The sequence below is a fragment of the Pediococcus pentosaceus ATCC 25745 genome (assembly GCF_000014505.1).
Taxonomy (GTDB): domain Bacteria; phylum Bacillota; class Bacilli; order Lactobacillales; family Lactobacillaceae; genus Pediococcus; species Pediococcus pentosaceus.
Genome location: NC_008525.1, coordinates 921,253 through 944,557 on the forward strand (window position 1 = coordinate 921,253; position 23,305 = coordinate 944,557).

At 37.3% G+C, this 23,305-nt stretch carries 22 protein-coding genes and 1 other RNA gene; 16 read left to right on the top strand and 7 right to left on the bottom strand.

Annotation, left to right across the window (positions count from 1 at the left end; genetic code table 11):
* Positions 1 to 6: 6 nt before the first annotated feature.
* Positions 7 to 786: an alpha/beta hydrolase family protein gene (locus PEPE_RS04455; protein ID WP_011673343.1), complete on the bottom strand. Its 780-nt coding sequence runs from the start codon at positions 784 to 786 to the stop codon at positions 7 to 9.
* 287 nt (positions 787 to 1,073) lie between these two features.
* Here PEPE_RS04455 and PEPE_RS04460 point away from each other — a divergent pair, with 287 nt between their 5' ends.
* Together PEPE_RS04460 and PEPE_RS04465 are read left to right on the top strand one after the other, a co-directional pair.
* Positions 1,074 to 2,183, top strand: a complete 1,110-nt coding sequence (locus PEPE_RS04460; RefSeq protein ID WP_011673344.1) for a lactate oxidase — start codon at positions 1,074 to 1,076, stop codon at positions 2,181 to 2,183.
* Between the two features lie 152 nt (positions 2,184 to 2,335).
* Entirely contained in the window at positions 2,336 to 2,887 is a 552-nt protein-coding gene (locus PEPE_RS04465; protein ID WP_011673345.1) for a TMEM175 family protein, read from the top strand.
* Positions 2,888 to 3,064: 177 nt separating this feature from the next.
* Here the strand turns inward: PEPE_RS04465 and fni are convergent, their stop codons facing one another.
* The 4 genes from fni to mvk are packed head-to-tail and all read right to left on the bottom strand — an operon-like array spanning position 3,065 to position 7,075.
* A complete protein-coding gene (gene fni, locus PEPE_RS04470) occupies positions 3,065 to 4,048 on the bottom strand; it encodes a type 2 isopentenyl-diphosphate Delta-isomerase (protein WP_011673346.1) in 984 nt (327 codons plus the stop codon).
* A gap of 8 nt (positions 4,049 to 4,056) precedes the next feature.
* Entirely contained in the window at positions 4,057 to 5,139 is a 1,083-nt protein-coding gene (locus PEPE_RS04475) for a phosphomevalonate kinase (protein WP_011673347.1), read from the bottom strand.
* A gap of 13 nt (positions 5,140 to 5,152) precedes the next feature.
* Entirely contained in the window at positions 5,153 to 6,136 is a 984-nt protein-coding gene (gene mvaD / locus PEPE_RS04480; RefSeq protein ID WP_011673348.1) for a diphosphomevalonate decarboxylase, read from the bottom strand.
* 18 nt (positions 6,137 to 6,154) lie between these two features.
* Positions 6,155 to 7,075, bottom strand: coding sequence for a mevalonate kinase (mvk, locus tag PEPE_RS04485; RefSeq protein WP_011673349.1), 921 nt, complete (start codon positions 7,073 to 7,075; stop codon positions 6,155 to 6,157).
* A 116-nt stretch (positions 7,076 to 7,191) separates the two neighbouring features.
* Here mvk and PEPE_RS04490 point away from each other — a divergent pair, with 116 nt between their 5' ends.
* Genes PEPE_RS04490 through PEPE_RS04500 form a run of 3 tightly spaced genes read left to right on the top strand, consistent with a single transcriptional unit; the run spans position 7,192 to position 11,250 of the window.
* Positions 7,192 to 9,981, top strand: coding sequence for a helicase C-terminal domain-containing protein (locus tag PEPE_RS04490; protein WP_011673350.1), 2,790 nt, complete (start codon positions 7,192 to 7,194; stop codon positions 9,979 to 9,981).
* Between the two features lie 60 nt (positions 9,982 to 10,041).
* Entirely contained in the window at positions 10,042 to 10,533 is a 492-nt protein-coding gene (locus tag PEPE_RS04495) for a cell wall elongation regulator TseB-like domain-containing protein (RefSeq protein WP_011673351.1), read from the top strand.
* Positions 10,534 to 10,545: 12 nt separating this feature from the next.
* A complete protein-coding gene (locus tag PEPE_RS04500; protein ID WP_011673352.1) occupies positions 10,546 to 11,250 on the top strand; it encodes a DnaD domain-containing protein in 705 nt (234 codons plus the stop codon).
* 37 nt (positions 11,251 to 11,287) lie between these two features.
* On the opposite strand, the gene PEPE_RS04505 is transcribed toward PEPE_RS04500, so the two are convergent.
* Entirely contained in the window at positions 11,288 to 13,597 is a 2,310-nt protein-coding gene (locus tag PEPE_RS04505) for a PBP1A family penicillin-binding protein (RefSeq protein ID WP_011673353.1), read from the bottom strand.
* 33 nt (positions 13,598 to 13,630) lie between these two features.
* Positions 13,631 to 14,236: a Holliday junction resolvase RecU gene (recU, locus tag PEPE_RS04510; RefSeq protein ID WP_002833049.1), complete on the bottom strand. Its 606-nt coding sequence runs from the start codon at positions 14,234 to 14,236 to the stop codon at positions 13,631 to 13,633.
* Positions 14,237 to 14,372: 136 nt separating this feature from the next.
* Between recU and PEPE_RS04515 the strand changes: the two genes are divergently transcribed.
* From PEPE_RS04515 to PEPE_RS04560, 11 genes are all read left to right on the top strand, one after another.
* Positions 14,373 to 14,924: a DUF1273 domain-containing protein gene (locus PEPE_RS04515; protein ID WP_002833050.1), complete on the top strand. Its 552-nt coding sequence runs from the start codon at positions 14,373 to 14,375 to the stop codon at positions 14,922 to 14,924.
* Positions 14,925 to 14,999: 75 nt separating this feature from the next.
* The gene (gpsB, locus tag PEPE_RS04520) at positions 15,000 to 15,341 is read left to right on the top strand and encodes a cell division regulator GpsB (protein ID WP_002833051.1); all 342 of its coding nucleotides are present in this window, start codon (positions 15,000 to 15,002) and stop codon (positions 15,339 to 15,341) included.
* A 22-nt stretch (positions 15,342 to 15,363) separates the two neighbouring features.
* An RNA gene (rnpB, locus tag PEPE_RS09120) (RNase P RNA component class B) lies at positions 15,364 to 15,736 on the top strand.
* 86 nt (positions 15,737 to 15,822) lie between these two features.
* Positions 15,823 to 16,953: a THUMP domain-containing class I SAM-dependent RNA methyltransferase gene (locus PEPE_RS04525; RefSeq protein ID WP_011673354.1), complete on the top strand. Its 1,131-nt coding sequence runs from the start codon at positions 15,823 to 15,825 to the stop codon at positions 16,951 to 16,953.
* 9 nt (positions 16,954 to 16,962) lie between these two features.
* Positions 16,963 to 18,057 carry an NAD(P)/FAD-dependent oxidoreductase gene (locus PEPE_RS04530; protein WP_011673355.1) on the top strand — a complete coding sequence of 365 codons (1,095 nt, stop codon included), beginning with the start codon at positions 16,963 to 16,965 and terminating at the stop codon, positions 18,055 to 18,057.
* A 13-nt stretch (positions 18,058 to 18,070) separates the two neighbouring features.
* Positions 18,071 to 18,457, top strand: a complete 387-nt coding sequence (locus tag PEPE_RS04535) for an EbsA family protein (protein WP_011673356.1) — start codon at positions 18,071 to 18,073, stop codon at positions 18,455 to 18,457.
* A 7-nt stretch (positions 18,458 to 18,464) separates the two neighbouring features.
* Entirely contained in the window at positions 18,465 to 20,126 is a 1,662-nt protein-coding gene (locus PEPE_RS04540) for a formate--tetrahydrofolate ligase (RefSeq protein ID WP_011673357.1), read from the top strand.
* Between the two features lie 13 nt (positions 20,127 to 20,139).
* Positions 20,140 to 20,592, top strand: coding sequence for a signal peptidase II (lspA, locus tag PEPE_RS04545; RefSeq protein ID WP_011673358.1), 453 nt, complete (start codon positions 20,140 to 20,142; stop codon positions 20,590 to 20,592).
* Between the two features lie 9 nt (positions 20,593 to 20,601).
* The gene (locus PEPE_RS04550; RefSeq protein ID WP_011673359.1) at positions 20,602 to 21,504 is read left to right on the top strand and encodes an RluA family pseudouridine synthase; all 903 of its coding nucleotides are present in this window, start codon (positions 20,602 to 20,604) and stop codon (positions 21,502 to 21,504) included.
* Between the two features lie 160 nt (positions 21,505 to 21,664).
* Complete coding sequence (pyrR, locus tag PEPE_RS04555) at positions 21,665 to 22,198, top strand: bifunctional pyr operon transcriptional regulator/uracil phosphoribosyltransferase PyrR (protein WP_002833058.1); 534 nt, start codon at positions 21,665 to 21,667, stop codon at positions 22,196 to 22,198.
* 27 nt (positions 22,199 to 22,225) lie between these two features.
* Positions 22,226 to 23,305 carry a carbamoyl phosphate synthase small subunit gene (locus tag PEPE_RS04560; RefSeq protein ID WP_002833059.1) on the top strand — a complete coding sequence of 360 codons (1,080 nt, stop codon included), beginning with the start codon at positions 22,226 to 22,228 and terminating at the stop codon, positions 23,303 to 23,305.

Sequence of the window (23,305 nt, forward strand, 5' to 3'; positions counted from 1 at the left end):
CGAGAGCTAGATATATTGATTGAGGAAATTTAAAACAGTAGGATATACGATTTCTAGATATCCTTTTGCATGCTGAGTACCAGGTAACATCCATTCCACGTAGGGAACGTTTTTACTAGTTAAAATTTTTGCCATTTCTAAAACACCACTTGTTGGCACAAATTCATTTAATGAGTTTGCTAAAAACATCGGTCCGGGTTGACTGTTGACATGTTTGTAGGGGGTTGCTAGTGAATATTGATCTGAGTTTCCGTTAAAATAATTAGTAACAAACCATTTATAAAAAGCGTCGTTTTGACCAGTCTGGTTTATTTCAGAACTTTTGGAATTTGTAAAATCTTGTTTATGATCAGGTTGAGCAATTACGGCAGTATGCTCATTTAACCAATCATCAATATCAAGAATCCCAGACAAAGAAACAATCGGGAGTCCATATTTAATTCCCATTTCGACAGCCATGTTTCCACCAGCAGATGAACCAACTACGGCAATTCGATCACTATCAAACAATTTTGAAGAAGTTTTAATCCAGTGATATAAAGTATCCATATCGTCTAAAGGTGCTGGATAATAAGCGTCTGGAGTTAATCGATAGTTAGGAACAATAACGGAAAATCCGTCCTTTACCAAAGCTTCCGCTAAATCTTGATCTTTAGCTTTGTCACCTCTAAACCAGCCTCCGCCATGGATATCAATAATCAAGCCCTTAGAAGCATTATCAGGTTGGTATAAGTCAGCTTTTAAAGCGTGAATTTCATCGTAAATTAAATCATTCTTAATTTTCATTACGTTCCTTCTCTCTAGTTATTTGAAAGATTTGGTTATCACTCTAAAACTAGTCTAATTTAGTTGTCAAAACGGGTGTTAGTTTAATAATCAATTCATCTCGACGTCAGTTTATTACAACTAATGAGCTTTTTCAAAGATTAATACTTGCATTTAATTAACGATTAACTTACAATAAGTAAGTGAAATAGCAAGTAGAAATCTGTTACTATTCTGTTCTTTGCTATCAGTAAATTTTAGAATAGTTAATCTTAAAATTAGTAGTGATTTGGATGGGGGCATATATTATGACAATGATTAATGGTTATGAACAAAGTGATCGTGAAGAAAAAATTGACATTTTAAATTTGGAGTCTTTGGAAGAAAGAGCCGAAAAGATTATTCCAACTGGTGGGTTTGGATATATCTCTGGTGGTTCTGAAGATGAATGGACTCTCCGACAAAATCGAACTGCATTCCAGCATCGACAAATCGCGCCCAAAGCTTTGAGTGGAATTGAAAAACCAGAACTAAATACAGAAATCTTTGGAATTCCATTGAATACTCCAGTGATGATGGCGCCAGCTGCAGCTCAAGGCTTAGCACATTCACAAGGTGAAAAAGATACAGCTAGAGGTCTTGCCGCAGTAGGAGGCTTAATGGCACAAAGCACATATTCATCAGTTTCTATTGCTGATACGGCAGCTGCTGGTGAAGGTGCTCCTCAATTTTTCCAGCTTTACATGAGTAAGGACTGGAATTTTAATGAGAGCTTGCTAGATGAGGCTAAAAAAGCTCATGTTAAAGCAATTATTTTGACCGTAGATGCCACTGTTGATGGTTATCGAGAAGCTGATATTAAAAATAAGTTTGCATTTCCACTTCCAATGGCTAACTTAACTAAGTTTTCCGAGGGTGATGGTCAAGGAAAAGGAATTGAAGAAATCTACGCTTCTGCAGCTCAAAATATAAGACCGGAAGATGTTAGAAGAATTGCTGATTACACACAATTACCCGTAATTGTTAAAGGAATTCAAACTCCTGAGGATGCTATTCGAGCAATTGATGCTGGGGCAGCCGGCATTTATGTATCAAACCATGGAGGTCGTCAGCTAAACGGGGGACCTGGATCTTTTGATGTTTTGGAAGATATCGCTACCTCCGTTAATAAGCAGGTGCCAATTATCTTTGATAGTGGTGTACGTCGTGGTTCAGATGTATTTAAAGCTTTGGCTAGTGGCGCAGACATCGTGGCTTTGGGTCGTCCAGTAATTTATGGATTAGCTTTAGGTGGTGCCAAAGGGGTTCAATCTGTATTTGAACATATAGACCATGAACTTGAAATTGTGATGCAACTAGCAGGTACTAAAACCATTGATGATATTAAAAATAACCCACTACTAAACATCAAATATTAATTGATAAAATCCTCCAATTCTGGGGGATTTTTTAGATATCGAGGAACTTTTTTGATATGTCGGCTACTAGATACTGATGGGTATTTATTGACTTAATAGACAAATGTTATAATTGTGGTATAAAAAATTGATTAAAAAGGATGCAATTTATTATGAATAAAGAACGCTTTGAGGCTTTTACGGACGCCGTAATTGCCATTATAATGACTATTTTAGTATTAGATATACATCTACCTACAGATGATCATTCGATGCGAGCGATTATTGCCATTGCTCCTTCATTTCTTGCATATATCGTTAGTTTTACAATACTAGCAGTCATGTGGGTTAACCATCATAATTTATTTCTTCATGTGAAAACGGTAAATCATAAAATTCTATATACCAATATATTTCTATTGTTTTGGGCAACTTTATTACCAGCTACCACAGCTTGGTTCGGTTCAGACATCTACTCATCAACGGCAGCTTGGCTGTACGCTGTCAACGTCATTGTTTACAACATTTCTTTCTCAATGGTGAGAAATGAAGTTTTAAAAATCAATGATAGGTTGAAGCATTTATACATTACAGAGATAGCATCGCTGATTTTAAATATTATTGCATTGTTTATTGTATTCTTCTGGCCTCCCTTTATTATGATAAGTTTGTTAATGGACATTCTACTGTGGTCGATTCAACCGGTGGTTCGTCATAAAGGATAAGGTGAGCTATTGATTAATGCTTAAATTAGTTGTGTTCTAATAAAATTGTTAAGATAAAAAAACTCCGCGCTGTTATTAGTGAGAATAATAACAGTACGGAGTTTTTTGTAATTAAATCATATTTGATGCTCATAAAAATATGCCCCGACAAAATCGAAAACATATTTAACGACACTTTTAAAATAAATTTTTCTCAGAAAGTTCGTTGATAGATTTAACGCCCAACAGTACCAAGAGGCTCTTTAGTTGGTACTTCATCTGCTCAATCATTTCAACCATAAATGCATCGTCATGGTGGAGTAGCTGATGGAGGAAGTAGCCCGCAATTCCCACGTTATCAGCCCCTAAAGCCAGACTTTTAATAATATCACTTGAATTACGAATACCGCCAGTAGCGGTAATTGACAAGCCATCAACCGTAATTGATTTAAGTGACTCTACCGTTGTTAAACCAAACGATGTCATAAAATCAAAATCTTTAGTGTGACGACGAGCATTTTCGATTTGAATAAAGTTAGTACCGCCTCGACCACCAACATCAATAAACTTTACGCCAACTTTTTTTAGGGCGAGGGCATCTTGATGAGTCATTCCCGCACCGACCGCTTTAACAATCACGGGTACTTTCAGGTTAGAAACGATTTCAGCAATATGATCTAGGTAATCAAAGGTACGGTCACCCTCAGGCATAACTAGCTCCTGAGCAACATTGATATGTAACTGTAGGGCGTTCGCTTGAAGCATGTCTACAGCTGCCTGCGCTTTAGCAACACTAGCATCCGCCCCAACATTCGCCATAATCAATCCTTGGGGATTAGTTTCTCGCACAATTTTAAATGTGTCTGCTAGTTCAGGATATTTTAAAGCGACTGATTGAGAGCCAACGGCCATCGCTAAATCAGTTTCTTGCGCAATTTTAGCAAGCCGTGCATTTAATTTGGCGGTGTAGGCACTTCCACCCGTCATAGCCTGAATGAAGAAGGGGAGGGGCATTTTTAGCCCTGCCAGGGTAGTTTCTAAACTAACCTCTGAAATTCCTGTTTCAGGTAATGCATTTGGTAATAAGCGAATTGTATCAAACCCAGCACTGGCAGTCGGGCTGTAAAATTTTTCAGCCAATGAAATGTGTTCATCTTTACGATGAGAATGAATATTTTTCATGACAACTCCTAATTAATTTCTGTGACATGGTGAACATCTAAATCAAGGGGTTTGATATCATGTTTCTCCCATTCAGCAAACATTTTTGCTGTCTTCGTGGAATTGGGCATAATGACAATGCCACAATCACCACCACCGGCACCAGAAGACTTAGCAGCTCCATCAAATTTTTCAGCAATATCGCAAAAGTTGGTAAGCGTCGTGGTCTCAATCGAAACGCCACTAAATAAGCTTAACTCTTGTAATAGGTGCCGATTGTTAGTGATCTCACGTTGAATAACTGTAATATCAGCATCACGAAAACCATCAATCATCTTATTGATACAAGATGCGTTTTTGGTCAAAAACTCATGATAGCTATCCGTTTCTTGATAACTGGTTGTAGCAACTTGATCAACTAAATCAGAAGTGGAGGCTGGGGAGCCTGTCCAGCCAATGTAAAGGCGTAAATCTGATGGAGGAGTGAGTAATTCAATTTTTAATTGAGGCCAAGGCGTTCTTAAAATTGTTTCTAAATCTTTAGTACGACGCATACTGTTTAACCAGTCTCGATTGAAAGATTGGTAAGCAATCCAACCGCCATAAACGCTAGCTGCAATATCTCCCAAAGAACCGTTTCCTTGCACATCTAAATGTGCAATTGATGCAAGTTTGAAGAGTAGTTCTTTAGTTAACGGAATATTATAAAATTTGGCCACAACTTTAATGGTGGCGACGGTTACGGCCGCAGAACTTCCTAGACCATATTTTTTACCATCACTGCTATCTAAATCACTATTGATGTATAAATTATAAGTTTTTAATTTACGATTAAGCAAAACAGCTAGTTCTTCAATAATCGAAATAGCTGAAAGGATATAGTGATAAGGGTTGTCCCGGTTATCAACCACTAATTCACTACCACGACGTCGCCAGGAAAGAACATTATTTTGATATTGTTTAGAAATAATATTTCCGACGGTTAATTTACTAGGTTCAAGGCTGGCAGTGACGAATTGATTAATTGCCACTAGCACGGCATTATTGCCAGGTTCGACAATGGCATATTCACCAGCAATATATAATTTTCCGGGAGCTTTTTCTGTTATCAATTTAAAATTCCTCTTAGTTTTTAGTAAATTTAATTCCACTACCAGGCTTAGCCACGACTAATTGATCTTGATCAAAGTAGCTGGCAAAGAACCGCTTAACCCGCGTAATGTTTTTAGATTGGCACAGAACTTTAACGTTGGGTCCGGCATCAATGGTGTAGTAACACTCAATTCCACTTTCACGCAGTTGTTCAACCAACTTAATCGCTTGAATGGTTTCAGGTGCAAAATAGGTAAAAGCAGGCTTAGAAGATAAAGTCGTTGCATGCATCATGGCTGCACTGTGTTCTGCCAATTCACCAATTTTAGTAAAATCATTGTTTTGTACAGCACTAATCATTTCTGGAATTGCTTGGTTAGTAGCTTCCACCCACGCAGGATAGAAAGGCGAAGTACTAGCGGTATGTTGCATTCCTAGCGTACTTTTAACTTTCTTTTGGCGTCGATCAATGACGATAGTAACCATATTTAAATCAATTTGGTCTTCAGATACAATTTGTTCGGCAAAGGAACTTTGATGATCATATCCGCGATGCCAATGCACAATCCCGCCGAAAACTGAGCGCGAAGCTGAACCGGAGCCTAAACGTGCTAGTCGTGAGAGATTAGTTAAATCAGTATGTGAACCTAAAGCACTCACTGCGGCCCCGGCTAGAGCAGCCATGCCTGAAGCTGAGGAGGCTAAGCCAGCGGCAGTAGGAACGTGATTTTCAGATTCAATTTTAGCAAAACCTTGATAACCAAATTCACTTTTAACCGCTTCTAGGACGCGATTAATACGTTGCATCTTTTTAACATCGATTAATTGATGATTTAGATAAAAAAGATTACTAGTGTATTCATCCGAAAAGGTTACCTCAGTATCGGTATAAAATTTGTCGAGGGTCAAAGAAATGCTGTCATTAGCGGGTAGAATTAAATCCGAGTTAATTTTACCCCAATATTTAAGTAATGCAATGTTAGTATGGGCTCTTGCAAAACCATGTTTTTCATTCATACGTATCGAAACCTACTTTTAAAGTTTTTCAATCCAAGTGGCCGTGGCTCCGCCAGCAGTAAGTTGCTGACTAATTTTTTCAGCAGCTGGAAGGTTAGGAGCAAGTGAAATCACACATCCTCCTAAACCACCGCCAGTTAATTTACTGCCAAGCGCACCTGAATCATTAGCAATTTTAATTAATTTTTCAACAGCAGGGTGACTGACTCCCAATTGACGTAAGTTAGTATGTGCTTCAGTTAAAATTTTCCCTAACGTACTTACATCATTTTGACGGAGGACAGTCGCAGTCTGACTAGTCAATTCTCCCAATTTTTCGATTAAAAGTCTACTGTCAGAGTCAAATCGAAGCTTATTTTTAACGATTTCGACTGCTTCACTCGTTTTACCCTTAATTCCCGAATCACTAATTATGAGGTAAGCGTCGACGTTGATTGGTAATGGCTTAATGGTACCATCTTTTTTAAACCAGATTGGATTATTAGCACTTGCAGTAGCAGAATCTAGCCCGCTAGGCTTTCCGTGAATAATCTTTTCTGAAATATCGACAGTTTTTAGAAGGGTCGTTCGCGTTAAGGGATGTTCAAAATACGCGTATAGGGCCCGTACTAGAGCAACTGCTGTCGATGCTGAAGAGCCCATTCCGCGTTCGGCTGGAACATCACTATCAATGGTAATTAATAAATTAGTATTGGGGCGATTAAGCTCGTTTAAAGTTTGTTTAATTAGATTTTTAATACCAAGTAGATTACTATGGATATCCTTTAGAGACCCATTAAAATAGCGACTTTTGATTTGAATGTCGCCATTAGTTGGTTGGATTTTAACCGTAGTTTTAACATTACGGATTGGTAATGCAATTGCAGGCTGTCCATAGACGACGCTATGTTCGCCAATTAAAATTATTTTTGAATTACTACTCTTTATAATTTCTTCCACGACGATACTCCTTTTTGGTCCAAATTAAATGATACCTTAAATAAAACAATTGTTCTATGTAGAGAAGGTAAACATTTGGTAAAATTAATAGGTAGATAACAAAGTGGAGATGTGAAATGAATAAAACAAAGTATGCCGTCGTTGATTTAGAAATGACAGGTAGTGATTTCGATGGTGACAATCGAATCATCCAAATCGGATGCGCTTTTGTTGAAAATGGAAAAATTGTGGATACCTTTCAAAGTAAGGTTAATCCGCAAAGACCGATTCCAGCGGGAATTACTAAACTGACAGGAATCACCGATGAGCAGGTGCAAAATGCCCCTAAATTTAATGATATTGTAGATGAAGTATATCGAAAATTAGTCGATACTGTTTTTGTAGCTCATAATGTAGAATTCGATTTTCCCTTCTTGAATCAAGAATTGGTTCGTAGTGGATATCCGGAACTTAACATTCCAGCTGTCGATACGGTTTCCCTCAGTCAAATTGTCTTTTCATTTACCAAGGGTTACCGATTACGTGATTTAACTAGCTATTTAAAAATTGAACATGATGATCCACATTCTGCTGATAGTGACGCCATTGCTACAGCTAATTTGTTAATTGCGATCAAAAAAAATCTCCAACAACTTCCCATTGTAACGTTAGAACGTTTAGTGGAGTTAGGAAAAGACTTACCACGCCAAACGCTATCGATTTTAAAGGACGCTCTACATGAGAACAAACAAAATCCGCAAAAAATTGATGTTGATTTAATGGTGGTCGATGGCGTTGCTTTAAAAAAGCCGATTGCTTTACAAACTGAACACCAAGCAGACGAGAAATTGGTTTATCCTCGGGGAAAACGAGAAAAGGAACAGTTATACAATGGAACCTTAAGCTGGCGTAAATTACAGGGTTCAATTATGAATTTCACCCATCAACAGTTTTCAGTTACGGAAGGCTTCAAAAAGCATGTGGTTATTGAAGCTCCTACCGGATCTGGGAAAACCTTGGGTTATTTATTCCCATTGAGTTATATTGCACGTGAACAACAGCGTAAAGTAGTTGTTAGTGTACCTACAACCATTTTACAAAACCAAGTTCTAGCAGTAGGACGTCAGCAGTTGAATGCTATTTTAGAAACGCCGATGCAGTTTGCAATTCTGAAAGGGAGTAGTAATTATCTTAATTTAGAAGCCTTCATGAAAAGTATTACCCATCAAACGTTAAGCAAAGATTCTCGCTTGGTGGCCATGAAGATTCTGGTATGGCTTACTAAGACGGATACTGGTGATTTTGATGAAATTAACCACCATATTAACTTTTCTAACTTCGTCGATGGCATAAGACATCATGGAAAAACCGTGCTTAACCCGAAATCTAAGTTCTTTGAGTATGACTTTTACCGTAGAGCGATGAAGAAGTTGAAGTATGCAGACTTTATTATTACCAATCATCGTTATTTAGCATTACACGCCGATGAAATTGGAGAATCTGATCAACAACCATTACTAGTGATTGACGAAGCCCAGCATTTTCCAACGATTGTTTCCAATATGAATCAAAAATTTCTAGACTTAAACGAGTTGATGATGGAAACCCATCGGTTAGTTAGTCGTTTAGTAATGAACCATAAGCGCAATTTAATTCAAGCGACTAAACATCAACCCTTAGCTGGATTTCATATTCGGCGCTTTGTTAACAGTCTCGAGCATATTAATACTCAAATTACGGAGATTCAACAAAAGCTATTTGATAAATTTGTGGCTCCTCGTAAGAAAAATTTATATGAAAATCAACCAGCCGAGATTGTCATTAAAAATAATGTTATTAACCAAATGGCTAAGCACGAATTTCATCAAGTGGTTCAGGAATTGGCCAATACATTTATTGAGTTTGATGCGTTAGATCGCTTTTTTAAAGACCAAGAACTTACTCCGGAAATTAGGGATGATTGGGCTCAAATCAAAGCTTTTCAAAGTAATTTAACGAAATTCTACGATGCTATTCGAGAAATTACCGATCATCTCAATCAAAATATTTACTGGATCACGCTAGGTCCAAATCATGATCCGGGAAGTATTCGGATTGGTAAAGAAATTTTAGATACGGGAGAATTCTACCGGCAAAAAATCGAACCATTTTATCATAAGGTTCTTTTAATTGGTGGAACGCTATTCTTTGAACATAAGCGTAGTTACTTCTTAGACCAATTTGGCTTGCATAAACCCGAGACATCGATACGGACTTTCAGACGCGGCGTGGACTTCGAAAACCAGTTAGATTTTGAAGTACTACAAAGCGACTTTACGATTGATTATGAAAGCAACCAGGATCAATATGCTGACTTTTTGGCAGAGGCAATTGAAGCGTTGACGAGGGATGTTAATCGTCAAACGCTAGTTCTCTTTAATTCTTTAGAAACCTTGCGAAATGTTTATAATAGGCTACATGATTCTGATTTAAACGAAAGTCGCAGGATTATCGCGCAAGGTATCCATGGTTCTAAAGCAAAAATCATTCGAGAGTTTAACGATGAAGAAAATGCTATTTTGTTTGGAGCAGCCTCTTTTTGGGAGGGAGTCGATTTTCCAGGAGATCGTTTGGAATATTTAATTGTGACTCGCTTGCCATTCCGTTCACCGGAAGACCGGATGGTTCAATTTGCACGTAAGAATAAGCGCTCCTCCTTTATGAGTTTTGTCTTACCAGATGCCTTGTTAACTTTCAAACAAGGGATCGGGAGGTTGATTCGTAATAGTGATGATACAGGGGTAGCAGTAATGTTAGATAACCGTATTATTAATAAAGATTATGGTAAATTGTTTATTAAACAGCTGCCAAGTGGCGTAAATGCCAATTTAGGTAATATTAATGAAGTCAAAGAAAGAGTGAATAATTTCTTTAATAATCAAGAATAGCTTTCTTTGAAGCTGACTTTTGATATATAATCATTTTGTTAGTGTTAGACGAGGGGTATTATGGCAGAAAAAAATAATAAGCATCCATTTTGGTTAATCGCCTTTATTGTCATTGCAACGGTTGTGGGCTCAATATTTATTATCGTGCAAGAAATTAATCGACCAGAGCGCTATGACAGTAAGGTAGCAACCGAAATTGCAAAGAAAAATACCGATTTAAAGAAAGTCGATCGAGTAACTCGATTTGTATATAATCAGGTTGAATATACGGTCTCTGGAACCAAGGCTAATGGAAATAGTATTTTCGTTGTGCTTACGGATAACGGCAAAAAGGCTACAGTATATGACCAAACGGCAGGTGTAAGTGAACAAAAAGCCATCGCTAGTGTTCAAAGTAATCCTAATCTGAAGAAAATTACTTCTAGTCGATTTGGAATTATTAAAAACAAACCAGTCTGGATGGTTTCTTATATCAACCAAAAAGATAGATTAGTTACTAAAACGATTAACTTTAAAACGGGTGAAGAACTCAAAACCATTACAACATACTAATAGGAGGAACAAATGCAAGATTTACTTCTTAGTTTTTTAGAGGACGGGAGTATCAGCATTGCTAACTTTTTATTAGATAACTATGCAAAACTCGGCATGACAAATGACGAGTTTTTGCTTTATCTACAGATTAAAAAGGAGCAATCACGGGGAAATTCGTTTCCTCAGATGGATAAACTTGCTGATAGCCTCGGAATGACTAGTCAAAACCTCTTTTCGACCATCCAAGCATTACAAGACAAAAAGATTCTAGAAATTAAACAGCGAAAAGACGACCAAGGGCGGTTAACCGATTTTTATGATTTTAGCCTGCTTTATCAAAAAATGATTGCGTTATTTGATAATAAAGTAGAAGAAACTGAAAAGGTGGCAACCGCTAAGCAGGAAAATAATATCTATGATCAAATTCAGATTGAGTTTGGTCGACCTTTATCGCCAATTGAAATTGAAACCATTTCGCAATGGATTGATACCGACCATTTTTCTTATGATTTAATACGTTTAGCTCTTAAGGAAGCTGTATTAAATCAAGCATATAATTTAAAATATATGGATCGAATTTTGTTAAATTGGCAACAACGTCACTTAACCACTCCAGCTCAGGTTGAAAATAGTTTGAACTCTCGAACTACTAGTCAGGATACGAGTTCATCGAATAAAGATAATCAAAAGAAGCATATCCAAATTCCACTGGTTAAATTAACTAAAGACAACTAAAAAAGATCATCTCATTGATTGAGATGATCTTTTTTAGTTATTCAGAATCACTAGCAGAGCTAGTAGAAGTTGTTGAAGCAGAAGTGGTAGTAGAAGTGCTATCACTTGTCGTATCATTACTGCTTACGTCAGAGCTATAGGATGGTGTGCTGGAGCTATCTTCAGAAGAAGTATCGTTGCTGCTACTATCATCGTCGTCAGCATCAGAACTACTATAACGACTACTATAAGAAGAGTTTGAATGCTTGCTAGAATAACTTGACCAGCTACTGCTACTGTTGTTCTTAGAGTATTCATCACTCTTGCCAGTCTCATCATAATCTTCACCAATTTGATAATACTGGTTAGTACCTTTTTTACCAACTGTTGAAGGCATGGTCCAGTCTTCGTTGGAAGAGTATTGAGATAGGTAATAAATCATATACTTCCAATAATACTGAGCTAACTCAGTTTGTGATTGAGTTAGGTAACCAGTCGAAGTATTTGGATGATCATAACCAGTCCAAACAGCTAACGAATAATCCTTGGTATAACCAGCCATCCAAGAATCACTAGATGCTGAACTTGGAATGTCATTTGCTTCGGTAGCTTTCTTCGAATAGGCTACGGTACCAGTTTTAGAAGCCATATTCATGCCAGTAATATTAGCTGCAGTACCAGAACCTTGCGAGTCAGTTGTGACTCCTTTTAGAATCGATGTCATCAAGAAAGCTGTAGCCTTACTCATTGCACGAACACCTTTAGACTTGTAGGTATAGGTTTTACCGCTATTAGTATCAATTTTATTAATATAAGTTGGCTTGTGATAGATACCATCATTAGCAAAGGCAGCATAGGCAGCGGCTGTTTGAAGTGTAGAAATGTACAACCCAATTCCATTATTAAGGTTATAGGGTTCCTTACTTGTAATTCCTAAACCTTCAAGGAAAGTTGTTGCCTTGGAAATGCCGACATCTTGTAAGGTTCGAATCGCAGGAACGTTTCGAGATTGAATTAACGCATCTCGTACTGTCATTGTTCCCTTAAACTTATGATCAAAGTCATAAAGTTTTGTGTCTGTTCCAGGATAAGTAAATGGAGTATCTTTAACTTTTCGATACGTCGACCACTTCAGATATTCAAATGCGGGACCGTAATCCATTAGTGGTTTAGCGGTTGAACCAGAGCTACGGTCAGTTTGAACAGCTCGGTTTAAACCATAAGTAACATCACCAGTTTTACGTCCACCAATCATCGCGGCGATTTTTCCATTTTTACTATTGACTAACGTGGCACCAATTTGAAGCTCATCATCGTTAAATTGTACCGTTTGGTCATTATTTGCTAAATCGTAAAGTTTCTTTTGAGCCGCATAGTCCATGTTAGTATAAACTTTCAAACCACCCTTAGCAGTATCAAATCCTTTATCAGAAAGGTCTTGTAACACTTGTTTGATATAAGGATCAATAATCTTGTTTTTCTTAGCTGAGTTAGTTGAAGTTTCATGGGTCTCTGAAAGTCCATCAGAGATACTTTCTTTTTGCGCTTCTGTTGCTTGAGCTTGAGTAACTACTTTATTAGAAGCCATGGCTTGAAGAACCGTGTCTCGACGGGACTTAGCATACTTAGGGTTACTAATTGGATCGTAATTAGTAGGGGATTGTGGCATACCGGCTAATAAAGCCAATTGAGCTAAATCTAATTTTTCAAGCGACTTACCAAAGTAATACTTAGCCGCTGTTTGCATACCGTAAATACCATTACCCATGTAAACCTTATTAATATAGAATTCAAGAATCTGATCTTTACTATATTTCTTATCAACCTTCAAAGCTAACCAAGCTTCTTGAGCCTTAACTCTTAAAGTTCGATCTGATGCGTCCGTAGAGAATACAGATAATTTAACCAATTGCTGAGTTAAGGTACTAGCGCCTTGTAGACCTAAAGAAGATCCTGTAAGGTTAGCAACTGTTGCTCCTACAATACGAATGGGATCCACACCGTTATTCTTGTAGAAGCGACGATCTTCAATCGAAACAATCGCGTTCTTTAAAGTCTTTGGAATCTTGTCTTTTTTAACATATTCACGATTTTGTGATCCCAGACGAGTTAATACTTTACCGTCTTTATCGTAAATTACAGTGGCGTTATCACTCGATAATTTAGCTTCCGTGATTTTAGGAGCGCTTTGAGCATAGTACATAAAGAGCCCACCACCGAAAATAATCATCGCTACAAAAACTGCTACTGCTGCCAACAATAACTTCTTAATTAAGGAAGAATGTCGGTTGGGTTTAGGGTGTTTACCCATTTTCGAATGTTGCGTTCGTCGCATGGGTCGATTTTGGTACTGATTTCCGTTGTTCATAGATAATCTCCTTGCTGTTAGAAAATCGATTTTTTATAAATTCTCTATAATTTTATCAACCGCTTTTAGGTATGGAATTAAAGGATTCATTTGGTATTCCAATTGATATCCTTGTTCTTCAAATACCGAAAGGGGAATCGATTTCCGACCACCATTTTCTTTACTATCCCAAAACTGAAAAAGATCTTTCGTCTTCAGTAGAAATATCTTGTTCAATTTTACAAACTTTATAATTGTAAAGCAAATTCCACCAACTTTCTCGCAATCCTTCATATGATTAATTTGATGCTCATGGAAATTACTTAAAGGAAAGGAAGTAGAATTGGTTGTTTCCTTTGCGTCAAAATCGATATACTTACCTCGATATACTCCATTATAGTCAGTAGTGGAAGCCTTACTAAAGTAAGCCTCTTTAATCTGTGCCGCGCTGCGTTTAGGATAATCAACCTTCACAATTTGAATTGGTGTTGGTTTTTTATGAATAACAGCAACCCCGTGGCTTAGATAATAAGCGTTACTTTCATTAAGTTCTTCTTCTAAGGACATACCTCTTTTACCGTAAATAGGAGGCATGCTAACCTTGGCTTGGCTCATTTTAGGAGTGGTTGCTTTTGACCCAGTTGGATAATTAAATTTCAAAGATACGTCCTCCTGTTCATCTATTATACTATGGTATTTAGTTTGATAGATTACAAATAGTTTAAAAAGCGTATATCATATAGAAAATAAAACAAAATTTAATATTATGCTAAATTTAGGATTGAGGTGAGCGTTAATGAGTAGATTATGGGTGACAGGGTATCGTAGTTATGAATTATCAATTTTTTCAGACCAGGATCCCAAATTAAAAGTAATTCAAAATGCACTGAAACGAAAGTTAATTGAGAAAGTTGAATCTGGCACCACGTGGATAATTGCTGGACCGCAATTAGGAACTGAACAGTGGTCGCTTGAATTAGCAAACGAACTCAAAATGGATTATCCAGAATTACAGACAGCCTTAATGTTTCCATTTAGTGATTTTGGTAAACAATGGAAAGAAGAAAAAGTCGAGAAACTAGCTTTAATCAAAGCGAAGGTAGATTTTTTTGCTAATGTTAGCGAAAATCCTTATCAAAACCCTCAACAATTAAGAAATTACCAAAACTTCATGTTAAACCATACCGATGAGGCCCTTTTGTTGTATGATGATGAACATGAAGGAAAAACTAAATTTGATTTAAATGCCATTCGAAGCTTTCAAGAACATAATTCATATAATGTAGAAACGATTGATTTTTACGATTTAGAAGAAGAATCCATGTTATATGAAGAAAAGGACGAATAATTCTTTGAATTTTTTAAAATCTTTGATACAATGATACATGGTAATTTGAACAAAAGTAATCGACGAGGTGCAACGATGGACAACATTAATTTTACTCCAAAAGATATTTTGCAAAAGGAATTCAAACCAAAGATGCGTGGATATGATCCTGCTGACGTGGATACATTCCTAGATTCAGTGATTAAAGATTACGAAAATTTCGGTAAAGAAATTGAACGTATGAAGAATGAAAATGATCGTTTAACTGACAAAGTTGACGAACTTAATAAGCAAGTTTCTGCTGGTGGAACTGTTGAAGAATCAGCACCAGTTAGTGGAGCTACAAACGTAGATGTTTTGAAACGTTTGTCAAACCTTGAACGTCGCGTGTTTGGTGCTCAACTTGAAGATACTGATAATAGTTCACATCGTATCTAATTCAATTTAATAACACTTTGTAAATCTCGGGTAATTGCGGTTAGCATCTGCTAACTGAGGAAAGTCCATGCTCGCACAAGCTGCGATGCTTGTAGTGTTCGTGCCTGGTGAAAAAATAAGCTGGGGCATTTGCTTTGCAAATGACGGCAAGTGAACAAGCTAAAGCCTTCGGTCATGCTTAAGTAGCTTTGAAAAGTGCCACAGAGACGATCTTATTAAGAAATTAATAAGTTGGAACGCGGTAAACCCCTCGAGCGGGCAACCCAAACTATGGTAGGGGAGCTTCACATCTGGAATTGAACTAAATGTGGGGGCAGACATTGTCTGGAGATAGATGATTACCCAAATTTAAATTTTCCTGAGAATTTATTTTGGACAAAACATGGCTTATAGAGATTTACAAATCAGGAAAGCTAGGGTAAAAGTTATCTTTTATCCTGGCTTTTTATTTTAACTAAAATTTATAAATAGGGAAGTAAATATGAAGAAATTCAATTTAATTGCCACAATGGCAAGTGGTTTAGAAAGTTTAACAAAAAATGAATTAAAAGATTTGGGTTATGAAGTTCAAACTGAAAATGGTCGGGTTCGTTTTGAAGGGACCTTTGAAGATATTATTAAAACTAATTTATGGTTAAGAACCGCTGACCGAATTAAAATAGTTGTTGGTGAGTTTGAAGCTAAAACGTTCGATGATTTATTCGAATCTGTAAAGGCATTGCCTTGGGACGAATTGATCCCTGTGGATGGAGCCTTTCCAGTTAGTGGCAAATCTAAAAAATCAACTCTTTTTAGTGTTCCGGATGTTCAAGCTATTACTAAAAAAGCGGTTGTTGAAAAATTACGTGAGGTTTTCCATTGGCGTAATCAATTTCCAGAAACAGGGGCTAAATATGGTCTTGAAGTAGCCATTGATAAAGACCATGTCATGATTACCCTTGATACAACGGGTGATAGCTTATTCAAGCGTGGCTACCGTTTACATAAAGGTACTGCTCCACTAAAAGAAACTATGGCAGCCGCATTGGTTTTGCTAACTAACTGGTATCCAGACAAACCACTTGTGGATCCATTTTGTGGTTCTGGTACAGTTTTAATTGAAGCAGCCATGATTGGCCAAAATATTGCGCCGGGTTTTAACCGTGATTTTGCCTGTGAAGACTGGCCCATTGTCGATCAAGAAATGGTAGAACGGGTTCGTGCTGCTGCAGATGAAAAGGCCAATTACGATGTTGAATTAGACATCACTGGTTACGATATTGATCAAAATATGATTGATATTGCAACTGAAAATGCGGAAGAAGCTGGATTATCTGGAATTATTTCCTTTAAGCAACAAGCAGTTAAGGACTTTAAAACTGATAAGAAGAATGGTGTTATGATTGGTAACCCTCCTTATGGGGAACGAATGGGGGACCAAGAGTTAGTTCGAAAGATTTATCGTCAATTAGGGACTGCAACGGGATCGCTAACTACCTGGAGTCGTTATTTTATCACGAGTGATTTAGATTTTGAAAATTACTATGGTCAAAAAGCCACTAAAAAACGTAAATTATATAATGGTGCTTTGAGAACCGATTATTTCCAATTCTGGGGTAAACGTGAAAGGTAGGTCTTGATAGTGAAAATTGCGGTTATTGGAAATGGGATTGTTGGCGCAACTTTTGTTAATGAAATTTTAGAGCGATTTCCTGCATACCAAATTGTCCAATTTGACGGTATTAAAGGGACTGCAACGACAGCTTCTGCCGGAATTATTGCTCCTTGGTTATCTAAACGTCGAAATAAAAAATGGTACAATTTGGCTCGTCAAGGGGCGGAATATATGTACCAAATAGCAGAAAAATACCGAATGCCTCCAGCAGTCTATTTTAAAAGTGGCGTAATTTATACACGAGATAATAATGAAAAGATTAGTGCACTACTCACCTTAGCTAAGGACCGAATTAAAGACGCTCCTCAAATGGAGGGATTTCGGCGGATTGATAATGCCGAAATCAAACAACTTTTTAATTTTATCCAAACTGAAAATAATGGAGTTTTAGTTGAGGGTGGCGCACGAATCGATGGACAAAAATTTGTTGAATTTTTGAATCAGCGCAATCAAACAAAGTTCGAATTACGTAATGAACGAGCTGTTTTATCGAAAAATGGAACAGATACCCTGGTTAATGGCGAAAAATTTGATTTAATCGTCTTAGCTGTAGGTGCTTGGCTAAAAGATACTTTAAGCGATATTGGCATCGAAGCCTTAACTCGTCCTCAAAAGGGGCAGTTAATTGAAGTAGAGCTTCCTGGGCAAGCCCAAGTTAATGCAAGTGCTCCCGTTTTAATGCCTGAAGGTGAACGAGATTTCATTCCTACTAACCAAGGAACTTTACTCATTGGAGCTACTCATGAAAATGATCAAGGATTTGATTTAACAGTGAGTGATCAAATTATTGATGATTTATTAGCCAGTGGACAACGAGTGATTCCTAATTTAGATAAATCGATGGTTAAGAATACGCGCGTAGGAACACGGGCGTATACTGAGGACTTTGCACCATTCTTTGGCTATTTGCCAAATCATCCACAAATTATGGTAGCGTCTGGATTAGGTTCATCTGGGTTAACTACAGGTCCAATTATTGGAAAACTATTAGCTGATTTAGTAGAAAATCCCGAGTTGGATATGACTGATTTGACTAAACCACTGACAACATACATTAAGTAGAGAGGTACATGGTATGAAGAAAGTAGAAAGTTTTTATTATCAGCCAGATTTTTTAAATAACATGATCAGCTGGTCATGGACTCTAATGATTCTGATTGTAGGTATTATTTTCTGGTTAGAAGTAACAACATTTAATTGGATTACGGCGACTTTTTTTGCATTGTTTATTGTAGTAATCAGTGTACAAACTGTCAGTCGAACCGTTGAAATAATTGGTTCTGAGCTGATTATTAATCGGGTAATCAAAAGTAATTTCACAATTTTAAGCATTAGTAAAATTAAAAATGTAACGCAAAGCAAAATGTCACTAAGTTTTGACTATGGCAATAAAAGATATAAACTATTAATGAGTCGTAAGTCATCAGATAAATTATTTAAAGCTTTGACAAAAAAGGGGTAGAAGATTAATGAATGATATTGAAATTTCCCAGAATGCTGAAATGTTACCAATTCAAACAATTGCTAAACAAGCCGGATTTGATGAAAAGGTAGTCGAACCTTATGGTCATTACAAGGCCAAAATTGATATTTTTTCCGAGAAACCAAATACGCAACTTGGAAAATTGGTTCTGGTCACCTCGATTAATCCAACGCCCGCTGGAGAAGGTAAATCGACCGTAACCGTTGGATTAGGTGATGCTTTAAATGACTTGACGGGGTCAGCAATGATTGCCTTACGTGAACCCTCCCAAGGTCCCGTTATGGGTATGAAAGGTGGTGCCACCGGCGGAGGTTACTCCCAAGTAATTCCGATGGACGACATCAATTTGCATTTTACTGGTGATATGCATGCTTTGACTGCAGCTAATAATACTTTAGCAGCTTTGATTGACAATCATCTTCAGCAAGGAAATGAACTCAATATCGATCCTCGAACCATCGTTTGGCGTCGCTGTTTAGACATTAATGACCGCGCACTACGTAATATAGTTATTGGATTGGGAGGGCGCTTTAGTGGTGTGCCTCGAGAAGATAAATTTGACATTACCGTAGCCAGCGAACTAATGGCTATCTTGTGCCTAGCCCAAGATTTAAAGGATTTAAAGGAACGGATTAACCGTATTTTGATTGCTAATAACTATGATGGTCAACCCATCTTTGTTAAAGACCTACACGTTGGTGGCGCCATTGCTACGTTGCTAAAAGATGCGATTAAGCCTAATTTAGTGCAAACCCTTGGTCATACTCCCGCCATAATTCATGGTGGACCTTTTGCTAATATTGCTCATGGGTGCAACAGTGTTTTAGCCACGAAAACTGCTTTACGACATGCAAAATATACTGTAACTGAAGCTGGTTTTGGAGCTGATTTGGGAGCTGAAAAATTCCTCGATATCAAAACCCCTGTCCTGGGAAAGCAACCTGATGCAATTGTAATTGTGGCAACGGTACGAGCCTTAAAATACAATGGCGGAGCTAAACTAGCTGATTTAAAAATTGAAGATGTGGAAGCTCTCCAAAAAGGTTACATTAATTTACAACGTCATATCAAAAATATGCAACGTTATAACATCCCTGTAACTGTTTCAATTAATCATTTTATTAGTGATACAGACCAAGAGGTTAACACGCTAGTTAAGTTGATTGAAGCGGAAGGTATATCTGCAATTGTTACCGATGCGTGGGCCAAGGGTGGTGCAGGTTCTAAAGATTTAGCCAATGAAGTGATTGCCTTGGCTGATACTAATCAGGGACCAATGACTAAGTTATACGATAACAATGGCCGAATCGAAGACAAAATTAAAACAATTGTTCAAAAAATATATGGTGGTAGTGATGTAGAATATTCACCACAAGCACTTAAGAAAATTAAAGAATGTGTAGCAAATGGTTGGGATCATCTCCCAATTTGTATGGCAAAATCCCAGTATTCATTTTCAGATGATCCTAAACAGTTAGGAGCACCAAGTGACTTTGTTATGCATGTTAACGATATTAACATTCGACTAGGAGCAGGATTCTTAGTCGTTCAAACTGGTAAGGTGCTTACTATGCCAGGACTTCCCAAGCATCCTGCCGCATTAGATATCGACATCGATAGTAAAGGAGAAATTACCGGATTATTCTAGTAATTAAAGTTTTATGAAATGGTTTAGTTATATAGTTGGTTTATTACTTTTAGTAATTGATCAGCTGGTAAAAAGCGCTGTTAGTAATCAGATTGCTTTAGGAACTGTTAAAAGTTTTATTCCAGGAGTATTGTCCTTAACCAATTTACGTAATGATGGTGCCGCTTGGAGTATTTTATCAGGAAATCAGATATTTTTTTATCTAATCACCGTAGTAGCTTTAGTCGTATTAATCTATTTACTAGTTACACAGCGCCAGCACTTATTATATCAATGGGGATTAACCCTCATGATTACAGGAACCTTGGGTAATTTTATTGACCGCATTCGTTTAAAATACGTTGTTGATATGTTTCAAATTGACTTTTTCAATTTTCCAATTTTTAACATTGCTGATATGTGCTTAACTTTTGGTGTCATCATATTATTCATTGCCATTATTCGCGACGAAAGAATTGAGGGGTAGTTAGAGTTTATGGAACAATTTTCATTTGTGGTTTCAGATCAAGAAAGTGGGCGTTTGGATAAAGTAGTTACCAATCATTATCCAGATTTAACACGGTCAAAAATCCAAAATTTAATTAAACAAGAGCAAATTTTAGTAAATCAAGCACCAACCACCAATCGGTATAAAGTTTCAGAAAATGATGTAATTGACGTTACTTTACCTGATCCAGTCGAAGTTAGTGTAAAACCCGAAAAAATGAATTTAGATATTGTGTTTGAAGATGATGACGTAATTGTCGTTAATAAGCCGCAAGGTATGGTAGTACATCCTGCTCCGGGACATGAAAATGGCACATTAGTAAATGGTTTATTAGACCATGCACCATTAGCAACGGTTAACGGAGAGCTACGCCCAGGAATTGTTCATCGTATCGATAAAGACACTTCGGGCCTATTGATGGTTGCTAAAAATGATCAAGCAATGCTGAGCTTAAGTGCGCAGTTGAAAGCTAAAACGAACCAACGAAAGTATTTAGCAATCGTACATGGCAATTTCAAGGAAGAAGCTGGCACAATCAATGCTCCAATCGGTAGGTCTAAAAAAGATCGCAAAAAAATGGCTATTGTTGAAGATGGTCGTCCAGCCGTAACTCATTTTAAGGTTTTAGAACGTTTTACGGACTATACTTTAATTGAATGTGAGTTGGAAACCGGGCGCACTCATCAAATTAGAGTTCATCTTAAATATATTGGTCATCCGGTAGCGGGGGACCCACTTTATGGCCCTCGAAATACCTTAAAAGGTAATGGTCAATTCTTACATGCCAAGTTATTAGGATTTAAACATCCTCGTACAGGTGAAGAACTAGTATTTGAAGTTGATCCACCACAAATTTTTCAAGATACACTTAGTAAGCTTAGAGGAATTTAAAAAAGAGTTATAACAAAGATTGATATTTACCAATGTGTCTTTTGTTATAACTCTTTTTTCTATATACTTATAAAATAATGTTAGATTAAGGTTAGGAGTTCCAATTACTGATATAATTGAATTAGTGAGTTTTTGAAAGAAGAAGGAGGACTTGGCGAGTATGGAAAAAGAAATTATGGATGCCATGGCAATGAAAAGGGCTTTAACAAGAATTACTTATGAAATTATCGAACGTAATAAAGGGGTCGAAGACATCGTATTGATTGGTATAAAAACGCGTGGTGTTTTTATTGCTAAGCGAATTGCTGAACGTCTGAAACAACTTGAAAATTTTGACATTCCAGTTGGTGAATTGGATATAGCTGAATACCGTGATGATCAACGTAATTCAGCTGAACCACGTTCAACTAAAGCTAATTCTAGTCTTGCTAAACTTGATTTAAAGGATCGAAAAGTGATTTTGATTGATGATGTTCTCTATACTGGACGAACAATCCGCGCTGCTATGGACGCAATTATGGATATTAACCGTCCAGCTCAAATTAGTTTAGCGGTTCTTGTCGATCGTGGACATCGGGAATTACCAATTCGTGCTGATTTTGTGGGTAAGAATATTCCAACAGCACAAAACGAGAAAATTAACGTTTTTGTCCGCGAAATTGATGATGAAGACGTTGTTCTCTTAGAAAATTAACATGATTTAACTGTGGAGGTGGCTATTATGGCAGACCGATATTTAATATTAGAAGACGGTTCCGTTTTTAAGGGTAAAGCATTCGGATCGCGAGCAACCACCTTTGGCGAAGTTGTTTTTACTACCGTAATGACTGGATATCAACAAGTCATTACCAATCAAATTTATCATAATCAGATTATTGTTTTCTCTGAACCCACAATTGGTGCTGTAGGAATTGATCGGGCGAGCTATGAATCGGTTGATCCCACTTGTAAAGGCGTCATTGTTAGAGATGTAGCTGCGGTTTCCATTAATCGACGTCGCCGCTTATCTTTAGATGAATACTTAAAACGGCAAAACATTCCAGGAATTTCTGGAATTGACACCCGTGCTCTGATTAAAAAATTACGTTCAACCGGAACCATTAAAGGCAGTATTATAGATCCTGTTAAGGATTTGGAACATGCTTTCGATCAGCTAAGAGCTATTGTTTTAACTAATCAACAGGTTAATCAAGTATCTACTCCCAAAGCCTTTCCAAATCCAGGAAATGGCAAAAATGTGGTAGTCGTTGATTTAGGGCTTAAATACGGAATTCTTCGGCAACTCAGCCAGCGGGATTGTAATGTAACAGTTCTGGGGTATTCAGCTACTGCAGATAGTATTTTTAGTTTAGATCCTGATGGTGTTATTATTTCGACCGGTCCGGGGAATCCGCGCGATTTGCCCCCAGAAGTGATTGAGATGATTCAGATTGTTGAGCGTAATATCCCGTTATTTGCGATTGGATTGGGACATGAAGCTTTTGCAATTGCGAATGGCTGTGAAATTATGGAATTATCATCTGAACACCATGGTTCTAATCATCCAATTCTATCTGTTATCACAGATGAAATTATGTACGCCTCACATGGACAAGGATTTACGGTAGACCCTAATTCTGTAGATCGTAATGATTTAATCGTAACGCATTACGATTTAATTGATCACTCCGTGCAAGGACTACGTCACCGAGATTTTCCAGCTTTCAGTGTTCAATTCTTTCCAGATAGTTCTCCTGGTCCAACGGAAGCTACCGAATTGTTTGATGAATTTATGGAAATGATGACAAGAGGGGGTCGTTGA

Coding starts and splice junctions, on each gene's coding strand:
- PEPE_RS04455 (WP_011673343.1), bottom strand. CDS start 786: ATGAAAATTAAGAATGATTTAATTTACGATGAAATTCACGCTTTAAAA.
- PEPE_RS04460 (WP_011673344.1), top strand. CDS start 1,074: ATGACAATGATTAATGGTTATGAACAAAGTGATCGTGAAGAAAAAATT.
- PEPE_RS04465 (WP_011673345.1), top strand. CDS start 2,336: ATGAATAAAGAACGCTTTGAGGCTTTTACGGACGCCGTAATTGCCATT.
- fni (WP_011673346.1), bottom strand. CDS start 4,048: ATGAAAAATATTCATTCTCATCGTAAAGATGAACACATTTCATTGGCT.
- mvaD (WP_011673348.1), bottom strand. CDS start 6,136: ATGAATGAAAAACATGGTTTTGCAAGAGCCCATACTAACATTGCATTA.
- PEPE_RS04490 (WP_011673350.1), top strand. CDS start 7,192: ATGAATAAAACAAAGTATGCCGTCGTTGATTTAGAAATGACAGGTAGT.
- PEPE_RS04495 (WP_011673351.1), top strand. CDS start 10,042: ATGGCAGAAAAAAATAATAAGCATCCATTTTGGTTAATCGCCTTTATT.
- PEPE_RS04500 (WP_011673352.1), top strand. CDS start 10,546: ATGCAAGATTTACTTCTTAGTTTTTTAGAGGACGGGAGTATCAGCATT.
- PEPE_RS04505 (WP_011673353.1), bottom strand. CDS start 13,597: ATGAACAACGGAAATCAGTACCAAAATCGACCCATGCGACGAACGCAA.
- PEPE_RS04515 (WP_002833050.1), top strand. CDS start 14,373: ATGAGTAGATTATGGGTGACAGGGTATCGTAGTTATGAATTATCAATT.
- gpsB (WP_002833051.1), top strand. CDS start 15,000: ATGGACAACATTAATTTTACTCCAAAAGATATTTTGCAAAAGGAATTC.
- PEPE_RS04525 (WP_011673354.1), top strand. CDS start 15,823: ATGAAGAAATTCAATTTAATTGCCACAATGGCAAGTGGTTTAGAAAGT.
- PEPE_RS04535 (WP_011673356.1), top strand. CDS start 18,071: ATGAAGAAAGTAGAAAGTTTTTATTATCAGCCAGATTTTTTAAATAAC.
- PEPE_RS04540 (WP_011673357.1), top strand. CDS start 18,465: ATGAATGATATTGAAATTTCCCAGAATGCTGAAATGTTACCAATTCAA.
- lspA (WP_011673358.1), top strand. CDS start 20,140: ATGAAATGGTTTAGTTATATAGTTGGTTTATTACTTTTAGTAATTGAT.
- PEPE_RS04550 (WP_011673359.1), top strand. CDS start 20,602: ATGGAACAATTTTCATTTGTGGTTTCAGATCAAGAAAGTGGGCGTTTG.
- pyrR (WP_002833058.1), top strand. CDS start 21,665: ATGGAAAAAGAAATTATGGATGCCATGGCAATGAAAAGGGCTTTAACA.
- PEPE_RS04560 (WP_002833059.1), top strand. CDS start 22,226: ATGGCAGACCGATATTTAATATTAGAAGACGGTTCCGTTTTTAAGGGT.